The 23,617-nt window shown below is 61.2% G+C and carries 21 protein-coding genes; 20 read left to right on the top strand and 1 reads right to left on the bottom strand.

All coding sequences use genetic code 11. The features are described 5' to 3' along the window. The first annotated feature begins 99 nt into the window (after positions 1-99). The 9 genes from HY962_02720 (at position 100) to HY962_02680 (ending at position 9,494) form a co-directional block, all read left to right on the top strand. Positions 100-522, top strand: a complete 423-nt coding sequence (locus tag HY962_02720) for a hypothetical protein (GenBank protein MBI5645820.1) — start codon at positions 100-102, stop codon at positions 520-522. Between the two features lie 104 nt (positions 523-626). Next, positions 627-833 (top strand): AbrB/MazE/SpoVT family DNA-binding domain-containing protein, encoded by a 207-nt coding sequence (locus HY962_02715; protein MBI5645819.1) that lies wholly within the window; start codon positions 627-629, stop codon positions 831-833. Beyond that, on the top strand, positions 830-1,204 hold the full coding sequence (locus HY962_02710; protein ID MBI5645818.1) for a type II toxin-antitoxin system VapC family toxin: 375 nt from the start codon (positions 830-832) through the stop codon (positions 1,202-1,204). The genes HY962_02715 and HY962_02710 overlap by 4 nt, the downstream gene beginning before the upstream one ends. 68 nt (positions 1,205-1,272) lie before the next feature. Then, positions 1,273-2,046, top strand: a complete 774-nt coding sequence (locus HY962_02705) for a hypothetical protein (GenBank protein MBI5645817.1) — start codon at positions 1,273-1,275, stop codon at positions 2,044-2,046. Positions 2,047-2,165: 119 nt separating this feature from the next. Beyond that, positions 2,166-4,724: a sodium-translocating pyrophosphatase gene (locus HY962_02700; GenBank protein ID MBI5645816.1), complete on the top strand. Its 2,559-nt coding sequence runs from the start codon at positions 2,166-2,168 to the stop codon at positions 4,722-4,724. 190 nt (positions 4,725-4,914) lie between these two features. Beyond that, the gene (locus HY962_02695) at positions 4,915-5,295 is read left to right on the top strand and encodes a cupin (protein ID MBI5645815.1); all 381 of its coding nucleotides are present in this window, start codon (positions 4,915-4,917) and stop codon (positions 5,293-5,295) included. Further along, positions 5,276-6,685, top strand: coding sequence for an MFS transporter (locus tag HY962_02690; protein ID MBI5645814.1), 1,410 nt, complete (start codon positions 5,276-5,278; stop codon positions 6,683-6,685). The genes HY962_02695 and HY962_02690 overlap by 20 nt, the downstream gene beginning before the upstream one ends. 106 nt (positions 6,686-6,791) lie before the next feature. Next, entirely contained in the window at positions 6,792-7,739 is a 948-nt protein-coding gene (locus HY962_02685) for an NAD-dependent epimerase/dehydratase family protein (protein ID MBI5645813.1), read from the top strand. Between the two features lie 3 nt (positions 7,740-7,742). Next, positions 7,743-9,494 carry a hypothetical protein gene (locus HY962_02680; protein ID MBI5645812.1) on the top strand — a complete coding sequence of 584 codons (1,752 nt, stop codon included), beginning with the start codon at positions 7,743-7,745 and terminating at the stop codon, positions 9,492-9,494. Positions 9,495-9,501: 7 nt separating this feature from the next. On the opposite strand, the gene HY962_02675 is transcribed toward HY962_02680, so the two are convergent. Next, on the bottom strand, positions 9,502-10,992 hold the full coding sequence (locus tag HY962_02675) for an aldehyde dehydrogenase family protein (GenBank protein MBI5645811.1): 1,491 nt from the start codon (positions 10,990-10,992) through the stop codon (positions 9,502-9,504). A 168-nt stretch (positions 10,993-11,160) separates the two neighbouring features. Between HY962_02675 and kbl the strand changes: the two genes are divergently transcribed. From kbl to HY962_02620, 11 genes are all read left to right on the top strand, one after another. Further along, positions 11,161-12,429 carry a glycine C-acetyltransferase gene (gene kbl, locus HY962_02670; GenBank protein MBI5645810.1) on the top strand — a complete coding sequence of 423 codons (1,269 nt, stop codon included), beginning with the start codon at positions 11,161-11,163 and terminating at the stop codon, positions 12,427-12,429. A gap of 57 nt (positions 12,430-12,486) precedes the next feature. Further along, entirely contained in the window at positions 12,487-13,455 is a 969-nt protein-coding gene (locus HY962_02665) for an NAD-dependent epimerase/dehydratase family protein (protein ID MBI5645809.1), read from the top strand. Positions 13,456-13,547: 92 nt separating this feature from the next. Further along, positions 13,548-14,138, top strand: coding sequence for a LemA family protein (locus tag HY962_02660; GenBank protein ID MBI5645808.1), 591 nt, complete (start codon positions 13,548-13,550; stop codon positions 14,136-14,138). Beyond that, positions 14,139-14,894: a TPM domain-containing protein gene (locus HY962_02655; GenBank protein ID MBI5645807.1), complete on the top strand. Its 756-nt coding sequence runs from the start codon at positions 14,139-14,141 to the stop codon at positions 14,892-14,894. A 101-nt stretch (positions 14,895-14,995) separates the two neighbouring features. After that, on the top strand, positions 14,996-15,907 hold the full coding sequence (locus tag HY962_02650; GenBank protein ID MBI5645806.1) for a hypothetical protein: 912 nt from the start codon (positions 14,996-14,998) through the stop codon (positions 15,905-15,907). Then, positions 15,904-16,506: a hypothetical protein gene (locus tag HY962_02645; GenBank protein MBI5645805.1), complete on the top strand. Its 603-nt coding sequence runs from the start codon at positions 15,904-15,906 to the stop codon at positions 16,504-16,506. Before HY962_02650 ends, HY962_02645 begins: the two co-directional genes overlap by 4 nt. Further along, positions 16,506-17,282, top strand: coding sequence for an outer membrane protein assembly factor BamD (gene bamD, locus HY962_02640; GenBank protein ID MBI5645804.1), 777 nt, complete (start codon positions 16,506-16,508; stop codon positions 17,280-17,282). The genes HY962_02645 and bamD overlap by 1 nt, the downstream gene beginning before the upstream one ends. Before the next feature lie 13 nt (positions 17,283-17,295). Continuing rightward, positions 17,296-17,811: an acyl-CoA thioesterase gene (locus tag HY962_02635; GenBank protein ID MBI5645803.1), complete on the top strand. Its 516-nt coding sequence runs from the start codon at positions 17,296-17,298 to the stop codon at positions 17,809-17,811. Further along, positions 17,808-19,532, top strand: coding sequence for a hypothetical protein (locus tag HY962_02630; GenBank protein ID MBI5645802.1), 1,725 nt, complete (start codon positions 17,808-17,810; stop codon positions 19,530-19,532). Before HY962_02635 ends, HY962_02630 begins: the two co-directional genes overlap by 4 nt. Positions 19,533-19,535: 3 nt before the next feature. Next, positions 19,536-20,147 (top strand): ABC transporter ATP-binding protein, encoded by a 612-nt coding sequence (locus HY962_02625; protein ID MBI5645801.1) that lies wholly within the window; start codon positions 19,536-19,538, stop codon positions 20,145-20,147. 198 nt (positions 20,148-20,345) lie between these two features. Further along, positions 20,346-23,453, top strand: coding sequence for a PAS domain S-box protein (locus tag HY962_02620; GenBank protein ID MBI5645800.1), 3,108 nt, complete (start codon positions 20,346-20,348; stop codon positions 23,451-23,453). Positions 23,454-23,617 lie beyond the last annotated feature (164 nt).

Below are 23,617 nucleotides of genomic sequence, written 5' to 3'. Positions count from 1 at the left end.
ACACAAAGCGCGGAAGGTACGAGACAATCTGAGTGCGGCGGGAAAACAGAATTACTCACCACGAGGAGTTTTCCCGTCAAGAAGGAGGCAGTGAGAGTTATGGAGAATACGCCGCTGCAGCAGAGGTCGGGGGCCCTGATCATCACGGGAACCCTCTGTTTTTTCTTGTTCCTGTATATCGTTGAGCTACTCCCCGAGATGTTTCCGGCGCTGGACAATCCGGTGTCCCGGGCTGTGCCCGTGTACTTTTATCCGCTCACGCTCGTGGCCGGATTGATTCTGGTGCCTTTTTTACTGGGATACGCCGGCGTGGAGCTTCAAGAACGTGACGCCACCCAGGTCTCGCGATTGAAACGCTGGATGTCCCTGGACTATTTGATCTTCCTCGTTGCGCTGATCCCCGCACACATCCTGCGCGCGTATATCACCATAGAGATGGTGTTTATCGCCGTCTGTGCAGCCTTTCTCTATTGCCTGTTACGCCTAATCCACCTGCTCCTGTCGCCGCGAGTGGTCGAGTGACCAGCCCATGAGGCGCGGTGCGTTGACGGACATGGCGATCGATCGCCATATTGCTTTACGTATATGCGATCGATATCTTCCGTGGTAAACTTGGAGCGCATGCAATGGACACAGTCACATTATCGCCGAAGTATCAGATGGTCATTCCCCGCAAGGCGCGTGAAAAACTCGGCCTGGAACCGGGACAAAAGTTCCGGGTGATGGTGTATGAAGGACGCATCGAGCTGATACCGCTCCATTCGCTGCAGCGATTACGTGGATTTCTGCATGGTATTGCGACGGATGTACCGCGTGAGGATGACAGGCCATGAATGTTGTGGATTCGAGCCTGTGGCTTGAATACTTCGCGAACGGACCGTTGGCAGCATGGGCCGCACCCGTCATCGAGGAGCCCGAGCGCCTGGTGATCCCGGCCATCTCGCTCTTCGAAGTATTCAAGCGTGTCTTGCAACAACGGGACGAACACGATGCTCTGCTGGCCGTGGCGGCCATGCAGCAGGGGACAGTCGTGCCCCTCGACGCGGATCTTGCACTCGCCGCCACGCGGCTCGGAGTGGAGAAACATCTCCCGATGGCAGACAGCATTATACTCGCCACTGCACGCGCCGCCGAGGCGACACTATGGACCTGTGACGCTGATTTCGAGGGACTGCAAGGAGTTCGGTATAAAAAGAAAAAATGAATAGTTTATCATAAACTTCTTCAATGAATGGAGAAGTCGTTGTTCCACATCACTACGCACCTCCTCCAATGAACATCCACTACTACCTCCTCTGCTACCGCACCGAGGCCCTTGTCGCCTCGCATCTGGAACCTGAAGCGTTCGGGCGCTACATGGCGGTTGGCACCAAAAAAAACACGCGCGGGAACGTGCTCTTTCTGGAAATCGATCCCGCGTTGAAACACGAGTGGTTTCCGCTTCACAACATCGAGGAGCGCTGCGCTCCGCACGTGGACGGGAGTCCCAAGCGCAGCAAATACATCTCGATCTACCGCGTGCTCGAACATGTCGACATGTCGTTGTTCGGCAAGCTCTGGCTCTGCACCGCCGATGGGCGCGTCCTCTCTCTCGATCCCACGCCGTACGCGGATGACGACGACGGCTACGGACCGAATCTGTACGGCGAACTGTGTCCGGTATCACCCCTGGTGGTGTCGGCGCTGCCGCCCTCCGGCTTCCTGAAGTTCATGACAAATCCCAAGCACCCGATCAGCGTCCCGAAGCTGTTTTTTGTGGACATGCTTCTCGACCGCGATGAGACAGGAGCACTGGCCGGCTATTTGCCCTACCCGGATCCGCTGCACCTTATCGACTGTATCACCGATCTCGAAATCGGATCCGAGAAAAAAACGAAGACCGTCTCCCGGTCGCCACGGCACAGGGGATTTTTCCGGACGATACGTCGGGGATTCTATCTCGGTGGACACGACGGCATGCTTTTCTACCGCTTCCCCGATCGGCGCGAACTCGAAGTCAAACACTCGTCCTGGTGGCGCTCGGCGTCGGAGAGTCTTATCTCGTGAGACGATCGGACGATTAGACGATCAGACGATTAGACGATCGGACGATTAGACGATCGGACGATTAGGTGGTTAGGGATAGGACGGATACAATCATCGAAGAACTTTTAACGAAAGCACATATGAAATCACTCCGCACCTTGATGTCGTCGCGAAAGACGCGGCGCGTGTATCTTTTTATCATGATGCTCGTTTTTGCGGGCGCGTTTCTCTGGCAGCCGGGGAGCGGGCAAACCGCGGCTCCGGCGGTGCAGCACGGCACCGGGAGTTTTATGCCGTTTGCTCTTTTCGGCGATCCGAAGTACGACGAGATGGAAGTCATCAGCCTGCTCGCGGTGTTGGGAATAGCGATCGTGGGCCTGCTGTACGCTTGGCTGCTTGTCGGACAGGTCAAACGCGCCGATCAGGGCACACGCAAGATGCGCGACGTAGCCGACGCCGTGCGCGAAGGCAGCGACGCCTACCTCCGAGCGCAGTTCCGGCGCATCGGACCATTGATCGGCATCATTACCATTCTGCTCTTCGTCACGTACACGGGCGCCGAGGAAGCGTACCGCTGGGGACGCGCCATCGCGTTTCTTGTCGGCGCGCTGTTCAGTTGGACCGTCGGCTTTGTCGGCATGCGCCTGGCGACCACCGGCAACCTCCGCGTTGCCAGTGCGGCAACACGCAGCTATGGCGAGGCCATGCAGCTCGGGTACCGGACCGGCACCGTCACCGGCATGCTCACCGACGGACTCGGCCTGCTGGGCGGCACCGTGATCTTTCTCACCTTCGGCGAACAGGCCTACGAAGCGCTGCTCGGCTTTGGCTTCGGCGGAACGCTGCTGGCTCTCTTCATGCGCGTCGGCGGCGGCATCTACACGAAGGCGGCCGACGTGGGCGCCGATCTTGTGGGCAAGATCGAACAGGATATCCCCGAGGACGATCCGCGCAACGCGGCGACCATCGCCGACAATGTGGGCGACAACGTGGGAGACTGTGCGGGCATGGCCGCCGACATCTTCGAGAGCTACGAGGTGACAATCGTCGCGGCGATGATTCTCGGCATGGCGAGTTTCGGACACAAGGGTGTGATATTCCCGCTGCTCGTCCGCGGCATCGGCGTGCTCGGATCCATCATCAGCACCTATACCGTGCGCGCCGGATCGAAGGACACCTCCGACACCGCGCTGCGCAGCGTGCACCGCGGCTTCTGGATCGGCAGCATATTGAGCGTGGTGGGATTCTTCATCCTCGGCGCGTTCTATCTGCGCTTCGATGCCGCATATTTCCTCGCCAATCCGATGGCCGCTGCGGGATTCCCCGGCGGACTTCCCTCGGGCCTTCCCGCCTGGGCCAACTTCGGCGTGCCCGGACTCGACATGCGGCCGGCGCTGACCTGCCTCGTGGGCGTGTTCCTCGCGATCTGTCTCAACAAGGTCACGAGCTATTTCACACACACCGGGCATGATCCCGTGAAGAGTATGGCCAAGGCCTGCACGACGGGGCATGCGACCAACATCATACAGGGATTCGCCGTCGGGTACGAAAGCACCGTGGCAACGATCGTTGTCATCGCGATATCGATACTGCTGTCGGCCCTGCTCTACGCGGGCGCGCCGCCGCTCTTTATCGCGTACGGCATCGCCATGACGGGCATCGGCATGTTGACGCTCACGGGCAACACCATCTCGATGGACGTGTTCGGCCCTGTCGCCGACAACGCCAACGGCATCGGCGAGATGGGCTACGAACCGGAAGCCATGGAGGAAAAGGAGCCGGGCAGCTACAAGCGCGCGCGGCAGATTCTGGCGGACCTCGACGCCGTGGGCAACACCACCAAGGCCGAGACAAAGGGCATCGCGATCGGATCGGCGGTGATCGCCGCAGTCTCGCTGTTCGCGAGCTTCATCGCCGTGATTGCCGTGGGAAGCGAAGACAACATCCGGCTCATGACCGTGGCGCAATACCTCGCTATTGCGGGCAAGCTGACGGTGGCGGACCCGATGGTGTTCATCGGCTTCCTGCTCGGCGGAGCTGTGCCGTTCCTTTTCAGCAGCATGCTGATACGCGCCGTCGGACGCGCGGCATCGTGGATCGTGCGCGAATGCCGCGCACAGTTCCAGGACAACGAAATCTGGGCCGGAACCAAAAAACCGGACTACGGCCGCGTAGTCGACATCTGCACAAACACGGCGCAGAAGGAACTGATCGGTCCGGGATTCCTCGCGATCGCGTCACCATTGTTCGTCGGTTTTCTTCTCGGTCCGTACGCGCTCGGCGGTTTCCTTGCGGGTATGATTCTCGTCGGACAGTTGCTCGCGGTGTTCATGTCGAACGCGGGCGGCGCATGGGACAACGCAAAAAAAATGATCGAGGACGGTGTGTACGGAGGCAAGGGCTCTGAGGCGCACAAAGCCGCCGTGACAGGCGACACAGTCGGTGATCCGCTAAAAGACACGGCGGGTCCGGCGATCAATCCGTTGATCAAAGTGATGAACATGGTGAGTCTGTTGACACTCGGTCTTGTCCTTCAGTTCAACACCATTTCTCCCGCAAGCGGGACACCCGAAAACATGTGGGCATTACGCACCATCGGCGGTCTCGCCGCCGTGATCTGCGCGCTGGCCATCGGCTGGGCCGTTTGGCAGAGTAAACGTGAAGGCGCGCCCCCCGCGGAGCAGGACGCGGGAGCGTAACACGTAACACGTGTCCACGTGACACGTTCCACGTAACAAAGTAGCAAGGTAGCAAGGTAGCAAGGTTGAAAGACTGCAGTCTGTTGGGGCAGTGTCATACTTTCTACTTTGCTACTTTGCTACATTGGTACCTGCCCACGGTGTTACGTTCCACCTTTCACTTTCCATGTAGCCACATTCCGAGACGGCCATGCCAACATTTGTATCTGGACCCACCATCATTGAGTCGGCGGGGAATCTTCCGAAACGGATCGAGGAGTACTTCGGCCGCGTGAATACGGGAACCGCGGCGTTGAGCATCGCGCGGATGACGAGTCCGGGCGGCTGGGTGGAGCCCGGACAAAGACCCGAGTTCGACGAGTACACCATCGTCCTTGCAGGCATGCTGCGTGTGGAGCACGCGGACGGGAGTTTGGAAGTGCGCGCGGGCCAGGCGATCCTGACCTCGGCAGGTGAGTGGGTGCGGTACAGCACGCCCGAAGACGGCGGAGCCGAGTACATTGCGGTCTGTCTTCCCGCGTTTGCTCTCGAGACCGTACATAGGGACGACGATGGACACGCCGACGAGTGAGGTGACTCCCATACCACGCGGCACGCGCGGGGTGTTGCTCGTCACCTCGTCGGCGGCGTTTACCACCCCGTTCATGAGTTCCGCCGCGAACATCGCGATGCCGATGATCGGCGACGAATTCGTCCTCGACGCCGTGTCGCTCGGCTGGGTCGCGACGGCCTATCTGCTCGCGGCCGCGGCACTGCTGCTGCCGTTCGGGCGGCTGGCCGACATCCGCGGCCGCCGCGGCGTCTTCCTGTGGGGCCTTGTGGTGCACACACTCACCTCGTTGCTCATCGCTGTTGCCCCGACCGGCGCGGTGCTCATAACACTGCGCGCGGTGCAGGGCGCGGGCGGCGCCATGGTGTTCGCCACCAGTGTCGCCCTGCTCGTGTCGGCCTCGCCGCCGCGGGACCGCGGGCGCCTGCTCGGAATCAATGTCGCGGCCGTGTACCTCGGACTTACAGTCGGACCGTTTGCGGGAGGACTCCTGACGCATACTTTCGGATGGAGAAGTCTTTTTCTTGCCGTCGCCGCGCTCGGTGTAATCACACTTGTCGTCGCTCCCCGCGTCCTGCGCGCCGAGAAGCCGCAGTCGGCGGGCGAACCCTTCGGTCTCGCCGCATCCGTGCTGTACAGCTCGGCCCTCACCGCGCTGATGCTGGGCTTCTCGTTCCTGCCCGCGGCGGCGGGCATCGGCTGCCTCGCCGCGGGATTCGCCGCCCTCGCCGTTTTTGTTTCGTTGCAGGCACGCAGCACACGCCCGCTGCTCGATGTCGGACTGTTCCGCAACAACAGGGTGTTCGCACTTTCGAACGCCGCGGCGCTCATCAATTACAGCGCAACTTTCGCCGTCACCTTCCTCATGAGTCTTGCCCTGCAATACAGCTTCGGACTCGATCCCCGCAGCACCGGGCTCGCCCTCATCGGCCAACCGCTGATGATGACGGTCGTTTCACCATTGGCCGGGCGGATGTCGGATCGCATCGAACCGCGCGTGCTCGCTTCGTCGGGCATGGCGATGCTCGCCGCGGGACTCGGCGCGCTCGTCTTTATCGACGCACATACGCCGCTCTGGTTCATCGTCGCGCTGCTGGCTTTTATCGGCATCGGCTTCGGTCTCTTTTCATCGCCCAACACCAACGCGGTGATGAGCTCCGTCCCGCGGAGCAGCTACGGCGTCGCGTCGTCCGTGCTCGCGACTATGCGCCTCAGCGGACAGATGTTGAGCATGGGCATCGTCATTCTCGTTTTCGCCACCTCTCTCGGCAAAGTGCGCATCACGCCCGACCAGTATCCGCGGTTTCTCGGGGATGCGCGCATCGCGTTCGGTATTTTTGCCATTCTGTCAGTGGTCGGAATGCTTGCATCACTCGTGCGCGGCAGCGTAAGAGATACGTCTGATTCGTAGGTGCCGCGGCCGGTGTTCGGCTCACGTCGCGTCGGGGATACGGGCTCCGTCAAACAGTTTGTCTCATCGAATCCATCACATGTGACCGCCAGGAAAATACCAGCGAATGAATTCCACCGATGAACTCCATGTGATTTTCGGAACGGGACCTCTGGGTCTCAGTGTAGCGCGCGCCCTGCAGCGGCGGAACCACCGCGTGCGCCTCGTGAATCGCGGCGGCCAGGCCGATGCGCCCGCCGGTGCGGAATTACTCGCGGCGGATGTGTTCGACATGAACCGGATGGACGCGCTGTGCAGCGGCGCCACTACTGTCTATCAATGCGCGAATCCACCCTACCACCGCTGGCCCGAAGAATTTCCTCCCCTGCAGGGAGTGATACTCGACGCCGCCGCCCGTGCCGGTGCGCGGTTGGTGATCGCCGACAACGTGTACGCGTACGGAGATCCCGACGGACGGCCGCTCGTCGAGGACATGCCGTACAACGCCGCGACACGAAAGGGCCGGACCCGCGCCATGATGGCGGAAGCGGCGATGGAGGCGCATGCCGAAGGTCTGCTGCCGGTGACCATCGGTCGCGGCTCCGATTTTTTTGGTCCAGGCGTCCTTCTCTCCGCGATGGGCGAGCGCGCCATCGCGCCGGTGCTGCGTGGCAAAGCCGCATCACTTCTGGGTGACATAGATCTGCCGCACACCTACACCTTTATCGATGATTTCGGCGAGGCGCTCGTGCGCCTTGGGGAACATGAGGACGCTTTCGGCCGGGTCTGGCACGTGCCGAACGCGCCCGCCCTCAGCTCGCGCGAATTCATGACCCTTCTGTGTGAAGAAGCGGGGCAAGCGCCGCGCATGCAACGCGCGGGAAGGGGAATGATGCGTTTCTTCGGACTCTTCTCGTCGGGCGCTCGCGAAATGGTGGAGATGATGTACGAATTCGAGAAACCCTTCGTGGTCGACAGCACGCGCTTCGAGACGGCCTTCGGGATGCGCGCCACACCGCTGCGTGACGCGATCGCGGCCACCGTGGCCTGGTATCGCGCGCGGAAACACGCCTGATCCATGCCGCGCGACCTGCTCCGCTACGGCTCCTTCGCGGCAACCGCACTGCTGCTTGTCGCGGCCGTTGATGGCGTCCTCGCGTATCCGCAGATGCTGCTGTTCGGAGGCACAGTCGTGCTTCCAACCGTCTCTGTAAAAATCGCGCTGCTGCTCGTGTGTCTCGCCGGAGCCGCATGGCTCCTTGTCTCGAAGCACAGGCAGGACGTGGCATCGACGAGTGCGGTGCCGCAACGTGCAAGCGTGGGTGCCGGCAGGGTGAAGCTGCTTGCGTCCGTCCTTCTCGTGTACCTCGGGATTCACGCCACTGTTTTTTCACAGCACCCGCTGTTGTACACGGCGCGCGGATTCAACGCGTATTATTTCTACCTCCTGCTTGCTCCGCTGCTTGTGATGAGCGGCTTTCGTGTTCGTCCAAAGACCGTCGTGACCACCGTGCTTGTGTCCGCTCTGCCTCTGCTGGTCCTGGGATTCCTGCAGTCCGCACTCGGCGCGCCACTGCTGCCCGTCACAGCGTCGGATGTTTCCTTCGAAACACATGCATGGAAATTTTACGGTGCCGTCCGCGCGTTCTCCCTGTTTTCGTCGCCCGCGAGTTTCGGTGCGTTCCTCGTGTTCGCCGCCCTGCTGTGCCTGGCACTTGTGCGTGACACATCCAGCACCGGCGTGTTCACGCACCCACGTGCCCTGCGCATAGTACTGCTCGTGCTGTTCGCGCTCGTTCTTGCCGGCCTTCTCTACACGCGCACCCGCGCCGCGTGGTTGCATGCCGCGTTCTCGATCGCGACCCTTCTCCTGTGGCCGCGCATCACTCGTATGCCGCGTTTGTTGTCACTGCTCCCCGTTGTGGCGGGCGTGGTGGTCCTCGCGGGAATCGCGGCATTTCTCGCTGCGGGAGGGGCGTCGATGGCCGCGGCCGAGTCGTTGCTGCAGCGCTTCGACGGCTGGTGGTATGCCGTCTCGCGATGGATGAGCGGCGATGTCGGGACTGCGCTGTTCGGCACCGGATTCTTCCAGCATGGAACAGCGAATGGGCCGGGAGATCTGCTCATTGATTCCACGTTTATCGGCGCGGGTCTGCAGATCGGTATCGTCGGACTTGCCCTGCTCGTCCTGCTTCAGACCGCCATGTGGCGCGCACTGGCGACTGCCGCGGCGCGGCGCAGTCCGCTGGCAATCGCCGCAGCGGCGTACTGCGCACCCTGGACGCTGTTGTGGCTGCAGGGAATCGCCGTCGTGCCTTTTGCGATTGTTTTTCTCCTCGCGATTCTCGGCGGAGTGGTGGATCAGGAGGCGGATACGCCGGGCCCGGGATCACACTTCACGCGCGGATCCGAACGTGTCCTCCATCTCGCCTCCCTGGCCTTCGCCGCGCTTGTTGTGTATGGCGCCCTTCACACGCCCGCCGCACCGGCGGGTGAGGAACGATGGGAATCACGCGCGCGCATGAAAATGCTGCAGGAGGCCCAGCACCGTCATCACGCGCGGTACGGCCGCTGGTGCGACGGTGTCGATTCGCTCGTGGCCTTTGCCGGGCGCGCGGATGCGGGGATCGATGACGCTTCGGCGTATCTGCCGTTATACGGTCGCGACGTGCCCGTCGATTCGATAGGCAGGACACCGGGAAGCGGCCGCAGCTATGTGGTGATAACAACACCCGACGGCGCACGGTACCAGATTCGCGATCCGGACGGCCACGGGTATATCGGCTCGTGGACCGTGCCGGAGGAATTCGACCGCGCCTCGTGGCGTTAGGGCGTGCTCAGGATACCAGGGCCGGATCGGGCGTGATTTCCTTGCAGGTGCCGACTGGCCCGTGAATGTGGCTGCACTTTGCGTCCACCGTCCGCGCATCCATCGACGTCTCGAGCGCCCAGCGTTCCGCGCACTCGAAGCAGGAGTGCTCCTTCATACGCGCGATGCGCTGGATATTCATCAGGTGTTTTGCGGAGATGTTGTCGGTGGTGATGTTTTTCCCGCCGCTGCCGCACGCGAGCGTCATGGAGGGCTGCAGCGCGTTGAAGGTGCCTCCAAGCGCACCGAACGAGGCGGGGGTGTTCACGAGGATGCGCCCCGCGTTCATCGCGTTTGCGAAGTACTCGATGCGTTCCTCGTGCGTGGAGAAAATGCTGGCGGTGTGGCCGAGTCCGCCGTAGCGGTTGATCTTGCGGCAGATGTCGATCGAGCTGTCGAAATCGGGCGAGGTGTAAAATGCCAGAATCGGTGCGAGGATTTCGAGTGAAAGCGGTGCCTGGAGCCCGACCTCGTCGAGTTCGGCCATGAGCACGCGTGTGCCTTCGGGAATGCTGATGCCGGCCATTTGCGCGATGCGCCCGGCGGGTTGTCCGATCACGGCGGGATTCATGACACGCTGCGCGTGATTGATCGCGATGGCGCTTACCTTTGCGATCTCCTCGCGCGTCATGAAGTACGCGCCCGCCTCCGAGAACAGCGTGCGGACCTCGTCCGCATAATCCTCGGTGCACACCACCGCCTGTTCGCTTGCGCAGATGGTGCCGTTGTCGAACGTCTTGGAACGCATGATCTGGTTCACGGCAAAACCGAAGTCGGCCGTGCGTCCGATGTACACGGGAACATTGCCCGGGCCGATGCCGATCGCCGGATTGCCCGAGCTGTACGCCGCGCGCACAAGGCTGACCGAACCCGTGGCAAGAATGAGCGCGGTGCGCCGGTGCGCCATAAACGCGAGCGTTTCCTCTTCCGACGAGCGTTTGATCCACTGAATGCAATGCTGCGGCGCGCCCGCCTCCACCGCCGCCTCGTAACAGATACGGGCGGCCTCGATGCTGCACTTTTTGGCTGCGCCGTGCGGGCGTATGATGATCGGGTTGCGCGTCTTGAGCGCGATGAGAATTTTAAAGAGAACCGTCGATGTCGGATTCGTGATCGGTGTCACGCAGAAAATCGGACCTATCGGCTGCGCGATCTCCGTGATGCCTGATTCGGGATTTTCAGAAATGATACCCGCGGTCCGCAGGGAGCGTATGTCCTCGTACACATATCGTGTCGCGATGATGTTCTTCAGGACCTTGTCCTTCACCACTCCGATCCGCGTCTCCTGATGCGCCATCTCGGCGAGCTGGAGCCGGGCGTTAAAACCGGCGTGATACACCGCTTCGACAATCGCGTCTACTTCGTCCTGCGTGTACGACTGGAAGGCCAGCGCCGCGGTCTGCGCATTGTCCATTATCTCATCGATGTTCAGTCCCGGCGTGGGATTGGCAATGTTCATTCCTGGCTCGCTGTTCGGTGGTAGGGTTGCGGAAGATACACGTCTTCATGGCAATGGAGCAATGCACCGCCGCGCCGTATCCATATTTTCCGATTCCCGCGCAATCATCGTCCGCTCGTTCATTTGAGAAAAAAATCCTAATTTGGCGAGGATATTCTGGAGTGAACAGTGTACCAACGAACCCGTTACGATCTCAAGCAGGAATTAAACACCATAAAGGCCTCCGGCTTGTACAAGGATGAAAGGGTCATCCTGTCGGACCAGAAGGCTGAGATCACCGTCAGTTACCCGCAAGGCGCCGCGCCGCGCAGCGTGCTGAATTTCTGCTCCAATAATTACCTCGGCCTTGCGAATCACCCCGTGGTGATCGACGCTGCGCACAAGGCGCTCGACGAATACGGCTTCGGCCTTTCGTCCGTGCGTTTCATCTGCGGCACGCAGGACATTCACAAGACGCTCGAGCAGCGCATCGCGGCATTCTACGAACTCGACGACGCCATCCTGTACTCCTCGTGTTTCGACGCCAACGGCGGCCTCTTCGAGAGTTTTCTCTCGGCCGACGACGTGATCATCACCGACTCCCTGAATCACGCGAGCATCATCGACGGCATCCGTCTTTGCAAGGCGAAACGTTACATCTACGAACACGGCGACATGCAGTCGCTCGAGGCGAAACTTGCGCAGGCGCGCGAGGGAGTGGACGTGTGGGATCACACCGGCCTGGGCAAGGAGCCGGCGCCGGCGCGCAACATTCTCATCGCGACCGACGGCGTTTTTTCGATGGACGGCGACATCGCCAAGCTTGCGGAGATCGTACATCTCGCCAACACCTACGATGCGCTCGTGATGGTCGATGAATCACACGCCACGGGCTTTTTCGGTCCGACCGGCCGCGGTGCCATCGAGTACTGCGGCGTGCTGGGCCAGGTCGACATCGTGACCTCGACGCTGGGCAAGGCCATGGGCGGCGCTTTGGGAGGTTTCACGGCCGCGCGCAAGGAGATCGTCGAGATTCTGCGCCAGCGTTCGCGTCCCTACCTCTTTTCGAATTCGCTGGCGCCCAGCATCGTGGCCGCATCCATCGCCGCCTTCGATCTTGTGAGCCAGAGCGACGATCTGCGCACGCGCCTCATGTCGAACACGCGCCGTTTCCGGCAGAAGATGACCGCGCTCGGTTTCGACATCACCGACAGCGTGCATCCCATAGCACCGATACTACTGCGCAAACACAGCCCGAACGACGCGCAGCTCGCCGGGGCGCTTTCCACCGCGCTGTACGATCTCGGCATCTACGTCGTCGGATTTTCCTACCCCGTGGTGCCGAAGGGCCAGGCGCGCATCCGCGTGCAGATCTCGGCCGCGCACACCGAGGAACACATCGACACCTGCATCAGCGCCTTCGAGACCGCGGGACGCTCGCTCGGCATCATTCCGTAAATCCGCTCCCCTCCCTCCCGGGACATCCAGAACCTCCACTCATTTTTCCGCACGGACATGAAAAAGAACATCTCGAAAATCCTGGTCACCGGCGCGCTTGGACAAATCGGCTCGGAACTGACCGCCGCTCTGCGCCAGCGCTACGGCGCCGAGAACGTCATCGCCACCGATCTCAAGGAGGCGCCGCAGGCGATGCGCGATGCGGGACCCTTCCATCTGCTCGACGTCACCAACGAGGCCGAGATGGACGCCCTCATGCAGAAGCACTCCATCGACACCGTGTTTCATCTCGCGGCGCTGCTCTCGGCGGTGGGCGAGAAGAATCCCATGCTGTGCTGGAACGTCAACATGAACGGCACGATCAACGTGCTGCAACTCGCGGTGAAATACGACATGGCACGTGTCATCATTCCGAGTTCCATCGCCGTGTGGGGACCCGGCACGCCCAACTGCGCGCCGCAGGAGACGGCCCTGAAACCCACGACGATGTACGGCGTGACCAAGGTGGCGGGCGAAGTATTATCGGACTACTTCGTCCGGAAATATAATCTCGATGTGCGCGGCCTGCGCTACCCTGGCATCATTTCGGCGGAGACCTTCCCCGGCGGCGGCACGACGGATTACGCTGTGGCGATCTACTACGATGCCGTCAAACACGGCGCCTACACCTGTTTCGTGCGCGAGGACACAAAACTCCCGATGATGTACATGCCCGATTGCATCAAGGCGACGATGGATCTCGCCGAGGCGGATTTTGCGGCGCTGAAGCATCACTCCGACTTCAATGTCGGATCGATGAGTTTTACGGCGCGTGAACTCGCCGCGTCGATCACCGCGCGCGTGCCCGGTTTCACCGTGACCTACGAACCCGATTACCGCCAGGACATCGCCGATTCGTGGCCCGATTGTGTGGACGACTCAGCCGCCAGGCGCGAATGGGGCTGGAAACCCGCCTACGATCTCGAGGCGATGACCGACGACATGCTGGCCCGGCTCCGTGAAAAACACGCGAGCGGGCAGATCTGATTCTGTGCGAGAATGATTTTCCGTACTTTTTTGTTATGACAGCGGGCCGTGATCCGGCCCACGAATATTCGAAACAGCCGTCTGGAGTTTTCATGAAAAAGTACACAACCCTCTTCATCGGTCTCGGCATCGTCCTGGTACTGGTGATCTGGTACATCAACGTGCACAATGGCCTCGTGTCATCGCAGGAAAACGTGACCGCCAAGTGGAGCCAGGTCGAGAACGTGTACCAACGCCGACTGGACCTTATCCCGAATCTTGTGGAGACCGTCAAGGGGTACGCGAAGCAGGAAAGTTCGGTGCTGACCGAAGTCACCGAGATGCGCTCCCGCGTGGGACAGATGAACGTCTCGAAGGAGATTCTCGACGATCCCGCGGCATTTTCGCGTTTTGAACAGGCGCAGAGCCAGCTTGGCGGCGCGTTGTCGCGCCTGCTCGCGGTGACCGAGAACTATCCCGATCTGAAATCGAATCAGAATTTCCTCGCCCTGCAATCGCAGCTCGAGGGAACCGAGAACCGCATCGCCGTCGAGCGCAAGAGGTTTATCGAGGCCGCCCAGGAATACAACACGCGGATAAAACGCATACCGACCAGCATCATCGCGTCCCTCGGCGGATTCAAGGAGAAGGCCTACTTCTCGGCAACGCAGGGAGCCGACCAGGCACCGAAGGTCTCTTTCTAAGTGGCCGCGCGCCTGCGTCATATCGCGGTTGCGCTGCTGTGTTTCGCCGCCTGCGCCCCATTTCCGATTCGTGCGCAGGAAACCCCGACGCTGACGCGCTACGTAAACGATTTCGCGGCCGTGCTTCCATCCACAGCGGCCGACGAACTCAACGCCCGCCTGCGCGCCTACGACGAGGCCACATCGAGCCAGTTCGTCGTGGTCGTTGTGCGCGACCTGCAGGGCGAGAACATCGAGGACGCCGCGCTCCGCATTGCGGAGAAGAACGGCATAGGACGCAAAGGGCGCGATAACGGCCTGCTGTTCCTCGTGTCCATCGACGACAGGAAAATGCGCTTCGAGGTCGGCTACGGCCTCGAAGGCGCATTGACCGACGCGCTGACCTCGTCGATCATCCGCGACGCGGTTGTGCCGCGGTTCCGCGAAGGCGATTATGCCGGCGGGATCAGCGCGGGCATGGATGCGGCGATGAAGGCGGCCCAAGGCGAGTACACGGCGCCCGAAAGAAAACCCGCGCGACGAGAGAAAAAGACCAACGTGGGCAGTATTGTCTTCTTCATCATCCTCATCATCATCGTCGTGCGGGCAATGAAAAAAGGCCGCGGCGGACGCGGCGGCGGGATCTTTTTCCTGCCGACACCTTTCGGCGGATTCGGGAGCGGCGGCGGATCCGGCTGGTCGTCCGGCAGCGATTTCGGCGGCTTTTCCGGGGGCGGCGGGAGTTTCGGCGGCGGCGGCTCGAGCGGGGACTGGTGAACGGAACACGAGACATGCGCGCGTGTTTTGTAGTGTCTCATTGGCGGGCGCCGCGATTGCCGCGACGGACACAAACACTCGGGAGCGCTCTGTGCGCCGCCTTGTTGTGTATTCTCGCCGCCGGATGCGGCACCCGGGACACGCCCGCGGAGCAGGCGCCCGTCCGTGAATGGACGGGCCCGACCTTCCAACCCTACGATTCGTCGCGGCTCATACTCGACAGCATTCGCGTCGACCTCGACCGGAACGGAATCGACGAATTTGTCATCACCTCGCGCGACGCATTCGAACAGGGGAATCCCGCGCTGCCCCGGCAATTCGACCGGCTCGAGATTTTCGCCTTCGATACATCGAGGGGCGTGTGGGGTTCCATGTTTGTCGATCCGGTACAAAATGGCGAGACGGTGGAATTCCGCGACATCACCCGGAGAGGAAAACTCGAGATACTCGCCACGACGAACACCGGGGGAAACGATCCGGTCGCATCGACAGGACTCGCAGTGTACGGATTTCGCAAGGACGGGAGTCTCTCGGTACTCTTCGTCGCTGAAAGCGGCGCACCCGAACTCCGCGACATCGATGGCGACGATGTGCCGGAAATTCTCGTGACGGGACAATACTGGGGTGTCACCCCGCGTGCCGACGTCGTTGCGTACACAGCCGAGATCCACTCGTTCAACGGGAGCGAGTATGCGGAAAATAATATCCGATTCAGAGCATATTACGACACCCGCATCGCCGAGGGGCGGGCCGAATACACGCGCCTGGCCGTCACGTCGGGACGCTTCGACGCGGCGCGCGCGGCCGCCCTGTACGATTCCTTCCTCCGCTATGTGGTGTGGATCATCGCAAAGGGCGACCTCTATGCTGTCCGCACCGTGTGGAACACCGAGAAACAGGCACTGCAGCAGCGGCTTGACGCGGAACAGTTCGAGGATCTCGACGGCTTGATCGAGGATGTGCTTTCGTCGTCACAACAGGCGGATACGGGCACGGGAGACATCGGCGCATGATTCCGAAACCCGTACGCGTCTTGCTTTGTGCCGGGGTCCGCGCGGCCGTGTTGTGTTTCTGTGTTGTGACGACGTCGCCGGGACAGACGCCAGGGACGGACGTTTCAGATCTCACACGGCTTTCCGCGCTGACGCGGACCCTCGCGGCCGAGACAGCAGCGCGCCTCGGCGGCGGCAGCGCCGTGTCGCTGCGCGTGACGCCGTCCGATGCCCATCCCATGGTGTTGCAGATCTTTTCCGAAGAACTCTCGCGTGTACACGCGCGTGTGCTGCTGGGTGGATTGGAAGAGGGGACCGTGCTGCGCGTCGACGTGCGGGAGATGGCGATCTCCACTGTTTCGGTAACCGATTCTTCCTATTTTGCACGTTCGACTGCAGCATGTGGTGTTGTCGCGACAGACCCTGTCGCGGGGACGGTACTCTGGTCGAAGGAATTTCGCGCGGAACGCGTGGATACACTGCGCGGCACCGCACCCGCATTTACCGACTATCGCAGCGCCGAGTCGCCGTCGTGGTTTGACGGCGTCATCGGACCGATCGCCGCCATCGCAGCCGCGGCGGTCATAGTTCTGTTGCTTTTCACCGTACGAGGATCCTGATGTCACGCACCCTTCCTATCGTCGCAGCCGCGGTTCTCGCGGTGTGTTGCGCTGCCTGCAGTTCGACAACACCCGCCGATATCCCCACGGCCGAGCAGCGCTTCCGGCTCGGCATGGCCGAGTATGCCGACGAGGATTATTTCGACGCGATACAGCACTTCGAGGTGATTCGTCTGCAGTATCCCACCAGCCCTGTGGCCGACAGCGCCAGATTCTTCATGGGCATGAGCCGCTTCAATCGTGAGGAGTACATACTTGCCAGCTACGAGTTCAGCCAGATCGGACAGGTGAGTTCCTCACCCGCGCTGCAGACCGAGGCCCAGTACATGTACGCGCGGTGTTATGTGGAACTGTCGCCCAAGGCCGCGCTCGATCAGACCTACACGATGCGCGCGATCGATGCGCTTCAGACCTTTATCGAAACGAATCCGAAGCACCCCAAGGCGGCGGACGCGGAGAAGGACATGCTGGGCCTCATCAACCGCCTCGCCGAGAAAGAGTATCGCACGGGCCTGCTGTACATGAAACTCGAAAACGCGCGCGCGGCCGAAGTGTACTTCGATACGGTGATCGACAAGTATTACAGCACCGAGTACGTCGACGACGCCGCGGCGATGAAAATCCGCGCGCTTATCTCGCGCAAACAATATGCCGCGGCAGGCGACCGCATCACACAGTTTCTGGAGAAGTACCCCACGAGTCCGCTTCGCGACGATGTCGCGGCACTGCGGGCCGACCTGCCCGCCGAAACGCGGAGCAACGCGCGCCCGAAGTGACTCCGCGCGGGACATGACCATGGAGGATGGGATGGAATCATTGCCGCGCAAACATACCGTGCGCGCCTCGCATGTCGAGATGACGGAATTGGTGCTTCCGAATGACACGAATCAGCTCGGCAACCTGCTCGGCGGCAAGTTGATGCACCTGATGGACATCGCGGCCGCCATCGCCGCGGCGCGCCATGCGGGCTTGGTCTGCGTTACGGCCTCCGTCGACCAGATTGATTTCCTGCATCCGGTCCGCCTGGGTGAAGTGGTTGTGTTGCGCGCGTCGGTGAACCGTGTGTTCCGGACCTCGATGGAAGTCGGCGTGAAAGTATTCGCCGAGAACATCCGCAGCGGGGAAGTGCGTCACACGAATTCCGCGTACATGACATTTGTGGGATTAAACGCCGAAGGCACGCCGACGCAGAGTCCGCAGGTCATCCCTGAAACGGAAGCGGAATCACGGCGTTTCGACCAGGCGTTGATACGCCGCAACATGCGGCTCGAGCGGCGCATCGCGATGGCGAGGTCCGGCGAATGAAAACGCGACGTTCACTTTCCGCCCTTGTGCTCGTGTTCATCGCGCCGATCTGGACTAGCGCGCAGGACATCGATCTGCGCGCGCTCAGCGACGCCGAGTTCCTTCAGCGCCTCGCGGAATATCGTTCGGGCCGCGCGCCGGGCAACACGCTCCAGCAGCGTATTGTGCCGGGATGCGGTTTCGGCTGGACCATCGAAACCGCGCGCCGCGCAGAAACCATGTCGCCGGCGGACCGTGCCACAATGCGCCGCCTGCTTGCGCCGGCCACGTACGACATGTCGCTCCTCAGTCCTTCCGGACGTTTCCGCATCCATTACGACACAAGTGGTACGCACATGGCCGCGATGATCGATGCGACGGAGACGCCAATCCGCGGCACATCGCGCGCATACGCGGAGGCCGTGGCGGCATTCTTTGATCACACCTATGTGGTGGAAGTGCTGCAACGCGGCTATCAGGCACCGCCGTTCGAAGCGGGGCAGAATACGTACAACATCTTCCTCCGCAACGTGGGGTCCGATTACGGCAATACGCAATGGGTCGATCGTATCCCATCCACGACCGTGCAGCCAATATTCACGTCGTTTATTGAGATCGACAACGATTTTGCTGGCGGATATTTTTCGAAGGGACTCGAGGGCGCCAAAGTCACCGCGGCACACGAGTTCCACCATATGATTCAGATGGGAAGTTACGGGCTCTTGCTCGACGACCGCTACATACACGAACTGACGTCTGTCTATTATGAGGACGAGGTGTATCCCGACGTCAACGATTATTACCAGTACCTCGGCGGCAGCAGCGGGCTGTTTACATTCCCCGAACGTTCGATACACGCGTGGGGCGCCTACGGGTATCCTCTCGTCCTTCTGCCGAAAATGCTCGAACGCCGCCACGACACGACGCTGATGCGCCGGACCTGGGAGGGGATCCGCTCGCGGCACCCGTACTTCGCGCTCGACGACGCCTTGCGCGCGAGCACGGATCCGAGCGATCTCTCGATCGAGTACTGCGCCTTTGCGCGCTGGAATTTTTACACGGGCTACAGGGCCGCGGACGCCGCGCCGTCGGAACGGTATGACGAGGCCGCATCGTATCCCACCGTAAAGATCGCTTCAACCATCGCGGTCACAAACGGCAGCGCGACACTGTCGGGCGCGGTCTCGCCCTATGCCACCGTGTACATGCGCGCCGCCATGGATGCCGACACCGCGGCATTCTCGGTCTCGCAGGTGAATCTCACGGCCGCCGTGCAGGCGGCGACAGGGGGCGGGGGTGCCCCCGTGCAGTTCACCATCGACATACGCACCAGCGGATACGGCGCCGAATATCTGCCGGTGGGCAACGGGTGGGGGTACCGCTTCCTTCCCGCAAGCCCCGGCATGTTGTGCCTGAACGTGTACTCAAAAGGAGCCATACCGGATCGAAAAGTCTATTTCTCGCCGAATCCGTACGATCCCGCCGGTGACGGCATAGCGCGCGTCTCGGTGCCGAACAGCGTGCCGCAGACGCGCGGCACGCTTGCGATCTTTACGGGAAGCATGAACAGAATCGCGCTGCTCGAGGATGCCGCCATACTTGGTGATCCCACGTTTGGGCGGTACATCGCCTGGAACGGCCGCGACGATGCGGGTGAGAATGCCGCGTCGGGTATCTACGTGTTTGTGTTGAATGTTGGCGGCACGATGCACAGCGGTAAATTTGTCATCGTGCGCAGGTGATCCGTGCAGATCGCGGTTAGGAACATCACAAAGTCATTTCACCGCTCGCGCATCCTGAACGATGTGTCGTTCGATGTGTCCGCCGGGGAAGTGGTCGGCATTACGGGCCGCAACGGGTCGGGGAAGTCCACATTGCTCAAAATTATTGCGGGGCTGTTGCAGCCGAACTCCGGGAGTGTGGAATACACGCGCGACGGTGTGACACTTCCGATGGAGGTCCTGCACGAGCATCTCGGATTCGTGGCCCCGTATCTGCAGTTGTTCGACGAATTCAGCGCTGAGGAGAACCTGGCGTTTTACGCCGATGCGCGCGGACTGCGGCTCTCGCGCGATGATCTACGCGCGCGCATCGAGGGAGTGGGCCTGCCTCCAGGACGCAAGGATCCGATCCGCGCATTTTCCTCCGGCATGAAACAGCGCATGAAGCTGCTCTTCGCGACGATACACAACCCGTCCTTCCTTCTTCTTGACGAACCGATTTCGAATCTTGATGCCGACGGGATAGCCGCCGTGTATGCGATCGTGTCCCGCCAGCGAAAGCAGGGATGTGTGATCATCGCCTCGAACGATCAGTCCGACGTGGACCAGTGCGACCGCATCGTGCGGCTCGGCTGACCTCATCGCCCGCCCCGGAGCGATACACATGCCGAAATCGCAGAATAAAAGAGCCGGGCGTCTTGACCTTGGCATCCCACTGCCCTAGATTCACAGTCGAACAAGGCACACACGCGGGCACACTACCGCTGCGCCTCGCTGCCTGTGTTGCGCCCCGGCGCGCAACTCCATCATTGCACTGACGGACCACCTATCACGATGGCCTTTCGACACAACCGCAGCGCGGGCACTGAACACCCAACCGACGAGGAGCGCGGGCACAGCGATGCCTTGGCGACCGTGGATTTTGCAACCGTTCTCGAAGCACTCGGTGACTTGGTGTATGTCGTGGACTTGCGGGAGAATCGAGTCGCGTCGATGAGTGCCGCGTTGCGGACCGCCCTCGGCGTTGACGGAAACCACCTTGACGCGGATCTGCTCCACAGAGCCATCGTCCACCCTGATGCACTCGCCACGACACTCGACCTTGTGCGCTCGGCTCTTTCGACTCCGGGCAACACCCTGATCGAATTCGCCACAGCTCCGGGCTGCGGACTCCCGGCCATGCTGCGTGAACGATGCCTCACCACCGCATCGGCGGATGGCCGGCCCGTTCAGCTCGTTGCCGTGCTCACCGATATCAGCGTGGAATGTGAGAAATACGCCGACTTGCAGCGCGGCATGGAGAAGTACCGCGGCGTGTACGAGGATTCCGCGGTCGGCTTTGTGCGCGTCGACGGCGCGTACCGCATTTGCGAGACCAATGCCGCGTTCGCCGCATTGACGGGCTATTCGCAGAGCGAATTGTCGAGCATGACCCCCTACGATTTCACACATCCCGACGATATCGCACGCGAGGAGATGTTGATGCATGCGATGATGACGGAGGGACGCTCGTCGACACGCTTCGAGAAACGGTATATGCGCAAGGACGGGAGCGTGCTCTGGGCCGATGTCACGGTCAACATCGAACGCGACGAGACGGGGAAACCCATCGAATTCGTCGGCTTCGCGCGCGACATCACCGGGCGACGCATGGCGGAGCACGCCCTGCGCCGCAGCGAGGAACGCTATCGTACGCTGGCAGAAGCCGCGCCTGACGGAATATTTATTGTCGACGCGGATGAAGTGCTCTCGTACTGCAACGGTGTCGGCGCGGCGATTATCGGGCTGACACCCGAGATGGCAATCGGCCGCAAATGGGAATCCCTGCTTCCCCGCGGCGGGGACGCGGAGGCGGAGAATTCGCTGCGGACCCTTTTTTCGGGAGCGGACAACGATGTGCGGACCGGCAGAATAAGCCGCGTCGGCGCCCGTGTGTACGAGACGCTGGTTGTTCCCATGCCCGCGGAGGACCTCGAACTAGGACCGCGCCTCGCTATTGCGCGTGACGTCACCGATCGCACCGCCGCCGAGCGGGAAATCGAACGCTGGAAAACCCTCTATGAAAGCGTCACCGCAGCCTCGGGGCAGATCGTGTACGATTATGATGTTCAGAGCGGCGCAATTCAATGGGGCGGATCCATCGATACCGTCCTTGGCTACTCGCTCGAGGAAATGAACGCGGGGATCGCGCAGTGGTCCGACCTGATCCACCCTGAGGATCGCGAGCTGTCGCTCCTGCTTTTATCACAAGCGGAGGAGGCCGGTTCCGCCTACGAAGTGGAGTACCGTTTCCGTCACAAGTCCGGCGCCTGGGTGTGGTTCCTCGACAGGGGATTTTTCCTCGATCCCATCGACGGGAAACACTCACGCATGGTCGGCATGATGACCGACGTGACCGCGTGGAAATCCGCCGAGCAGACGCTGCGCGAAAACGAACGTCGTTACCGGGCTCTTTTCGACCTCTCTCCCTCGGGGATCATCGTGGAAGACGCGCACGGGACGATACTCGACATCAATCCCTCGTTGAGCGCGGCGTTCGGCTACGGCAGGGAGGAACTTATCGGGAAGAACATCCGCATCGTCGTCCCTCCAGATGAACACCATCTCATCGACGGACACGCGGCCCGCATCATCGCCGGCGAGGTGATGGAGCACGAGGTGATGAACATTCGCAAGGACGGCAGCACCTGCTGGATGGAACTGCGCGAAACCGCCATGACATTGCCCGACGGTTCACCCGGCATACTGAGCGTGGCGAACGACGTGACACTGCGCCGCGAGGCGAAGGACGCGCTGATCGCGGCAAAGGAGAGCGCCGAGAAGTCGCATCAACTGAAGGATATCTTCATCGCCAACATGTCGCACGAGATCCGCACGCCGCTGAATGTGATCATCGGATTCATGGATTTGATCTCCGAGATGTACCGCGACCGCATCGATGCCGAACACCTCATATTTTTCCGCACCATCGAGCGCTCCGGCCGCCGCCTCCTGCGCACAGTCGAGCAAATCCTGAACATTTCAAGCATACAGGCCGGCACATACACACCGCGTTTCGAAACCGTCAACCTCGTCGACGTCGCCGAGTCGCTCGCCACCGACATGCGGCCGATTGCCGAGGCAAAGGGGGTCGCGCTGAAACACGAGAGCACCTGTCTCGCGGCGTTCTCGACCGTCGATCGCTACACACTTGAGCAGGCCCTGATAAACCTGCTCGACAACGCCATTAAATTCACGGAGCGGGGAAACGTCATCATCAGTGTCGCCATCGAGGATGCGTGGGCGCGCATCGACGTAGCCGACTCGGGAATCGGAATATCGGATGAATACCTCCCGAGAATATTCGAAAAATTCTCCCAGGAATCTTCGGGCACAACGCGGCCCTTCGAGGGGCTGGGACTCGGCATGGCACTGACACGCCATTACGTGGAAGTGAGCAAGGGCATGATATCGATAGACAGTCACAAAGGACACGGAACCGTGTGCACCCTATTCTTCCCGCTCGATGCGGGCAGCGGCTCCATCGCGGGCGACTCCGCCTCGGGCGAAAATTCCGCGCGCAATGCGCACGACGCGGCGGCGCGTTGCGTGCTTGTGGTGGAGGACGACATCCAGAGCCAGCAGTACATGTCGCTGCTCCTTTCGCGACACTACAATGTACGTGTCGCCTCGTCGGCTCCGCAGGCGCTCGAGATCCTGAACGCGCAGCGCATCGACATTATTCTGATGGACATCTCCCTGCACGGAGACATGGACGGGCTGCAGTTCACGCAGTCGCTGCGTACGGAGGCCCGGTTCTCGACCCTCCCCATCATCGCGTTGACCGCGCACGCCTTTCCGGCGGACCGCCAGCGCTGCTTTGACGCGGGGTGCAACGAGTACCTTCCGAAACCCTTTCAGCGCGAACAGCTCCTCGCACTGATTGCCGGTTTCCTGAAGTAACTCCAGTTCGCGTGTCCGTGTCTGCGACACCGCGAGAGGCGGTGAGCAGGCACCCGGCAAGGGTCGCAGGTGCGGGACGGGGTCGCGCTATTTGCTTCGTGCGGCATCCGAATTTTTGTATATTTCGCGATTAGGATGAAAACGCGCACATCTGATATCGTGAA

Source organism: Ignavibacteriota bacterium, assembly GCA_016218045.1.
GTDB lineage: Bacteria > Bacteroidota > Ignavibacteria > SZUA-365 > SZUA-365 > JACRFB01.
The sequence above is the reverse complement of the archived record's forward strand: the minus strand, read 5'-3'. Positions and strand labels throughout refer to the sequence as shown.

Excerpts from the sequence above, each read along its gene's own strand:
- HY962_02720 (MBI5645820.1), top strand. The coding sequence starts at position 100 with ATGGAGAATACGCCGCTGCAGCAGAGGTCGGGGGCCCTGATCATCACG.
- HY962_02715 (MBI5645819.1), top strand. The coding sequence starts at position 627 with ATGGACACAGTCACATTATCGCCGAAGTATCAGATGGTCATTCCCCGC.
- HY962_02710 (MBI5645818.1), top strand. The coding sequence starts at position 830 with ATGAATGTTGTGGATTCGAGCCTGTGGCTTGAATACTTCGCGAACGGA.
- HY962_02705 (MBI5645817.1), top strand. The coding sequence starts at position 1,273 with ATGAACATCCACTACTACCTCCTCTGCTACCGCACCGAGGCCCTTGTC.
- HY962_02700 (MBI5645816.1), top strand. The coding sequence starts at position 2,166 with ATGAAATCACTCCGCACCTTGATGTCGTCGCGAAAGACGCGGCGCGTG.
- HY962_02695 (MBI5645815.1), top strand. The coding sequence starts at position 4,915 with ATGCCAACATTTGTATCTGGACCCACCATCATTGAGTCGGCGGGGAAT.
- HY962_02690 (MBI5645814.1), top strand. The coding sequence starts at position 5,276 with ATGGACACGCCGACGAGTGAGGTGACTCCCATACCACGCGGCACGCGC.
- HY962_02685 (MBI5645813.1), top strand. The coding sequence starts at position 6,792 with ATGAATTCCACCGATGAACTCCATGTGATTTTCGGAACGGGACCTCTG.
- HY962_02680 (MBI5645812.1), top strand. The coding sequence starts at position 7,743 with ATGCCGCGCGACCTGCTCCGCTACGGCTCCTTCGCGGCAACCGCACTG.
- HY962_02675 (MBI5645811.1), bottom strand. The coding sequence starts at position 10,992 with ATGAACATTGCCAATCCCACGCCGGGACTGAACATCGATGAGATAATG.
- HY962_02665 (MBI5645809.1), top strand. The coding sequence starts at position 12,487 with ATGAAAAAGAACATCTCGAAAATCCTGGTCACCGGCGCGCTTGGACAA.
- HY962_02660 (MBI5645808.1), top strand. The coding sequence starts at position 13,548 with ATGAAAAAGTACACAACCCTCTTCATCGGTCTCGGCATCGTCCTGGTA.
- HY962_02645 (MBI5645805.1), top strand. The coding sequence starts at position 15,904 with ATGATTCCGAAACCCGTACGCGTCTTGCTTTGTGCCGGGGTCCGCGCG.
- bamD (MBI5645804.1), top strand. The coding sequence starts at position 16,506 with ATGTCACGCACCCTTCCTATCGTCGCAGCCGCGGTTCTCGCGGTGTGT.
- HY962_02635 (MBI5645803.1), top strand. The coding sequence starts at position 17,296 with ATGACCATGGAGGATGGGATGGAATCATTGCCGCGCAAACATACCGTG.
- HY962_02630 (MBI5645802.1), top strand. The coding sequence starts at position 17,808 with ATGAAAACGCGACGTTCACTTTCCGCCCTTGTGCTCGTGTTCATCGCG.
- HY962_02620 (MBI5645800.1), top strand. The coding sequence starts at position 20,346 with ATGGCCTTTCGACACAACCGCAGCGCGGGCACTGAACACCCAACCGAC.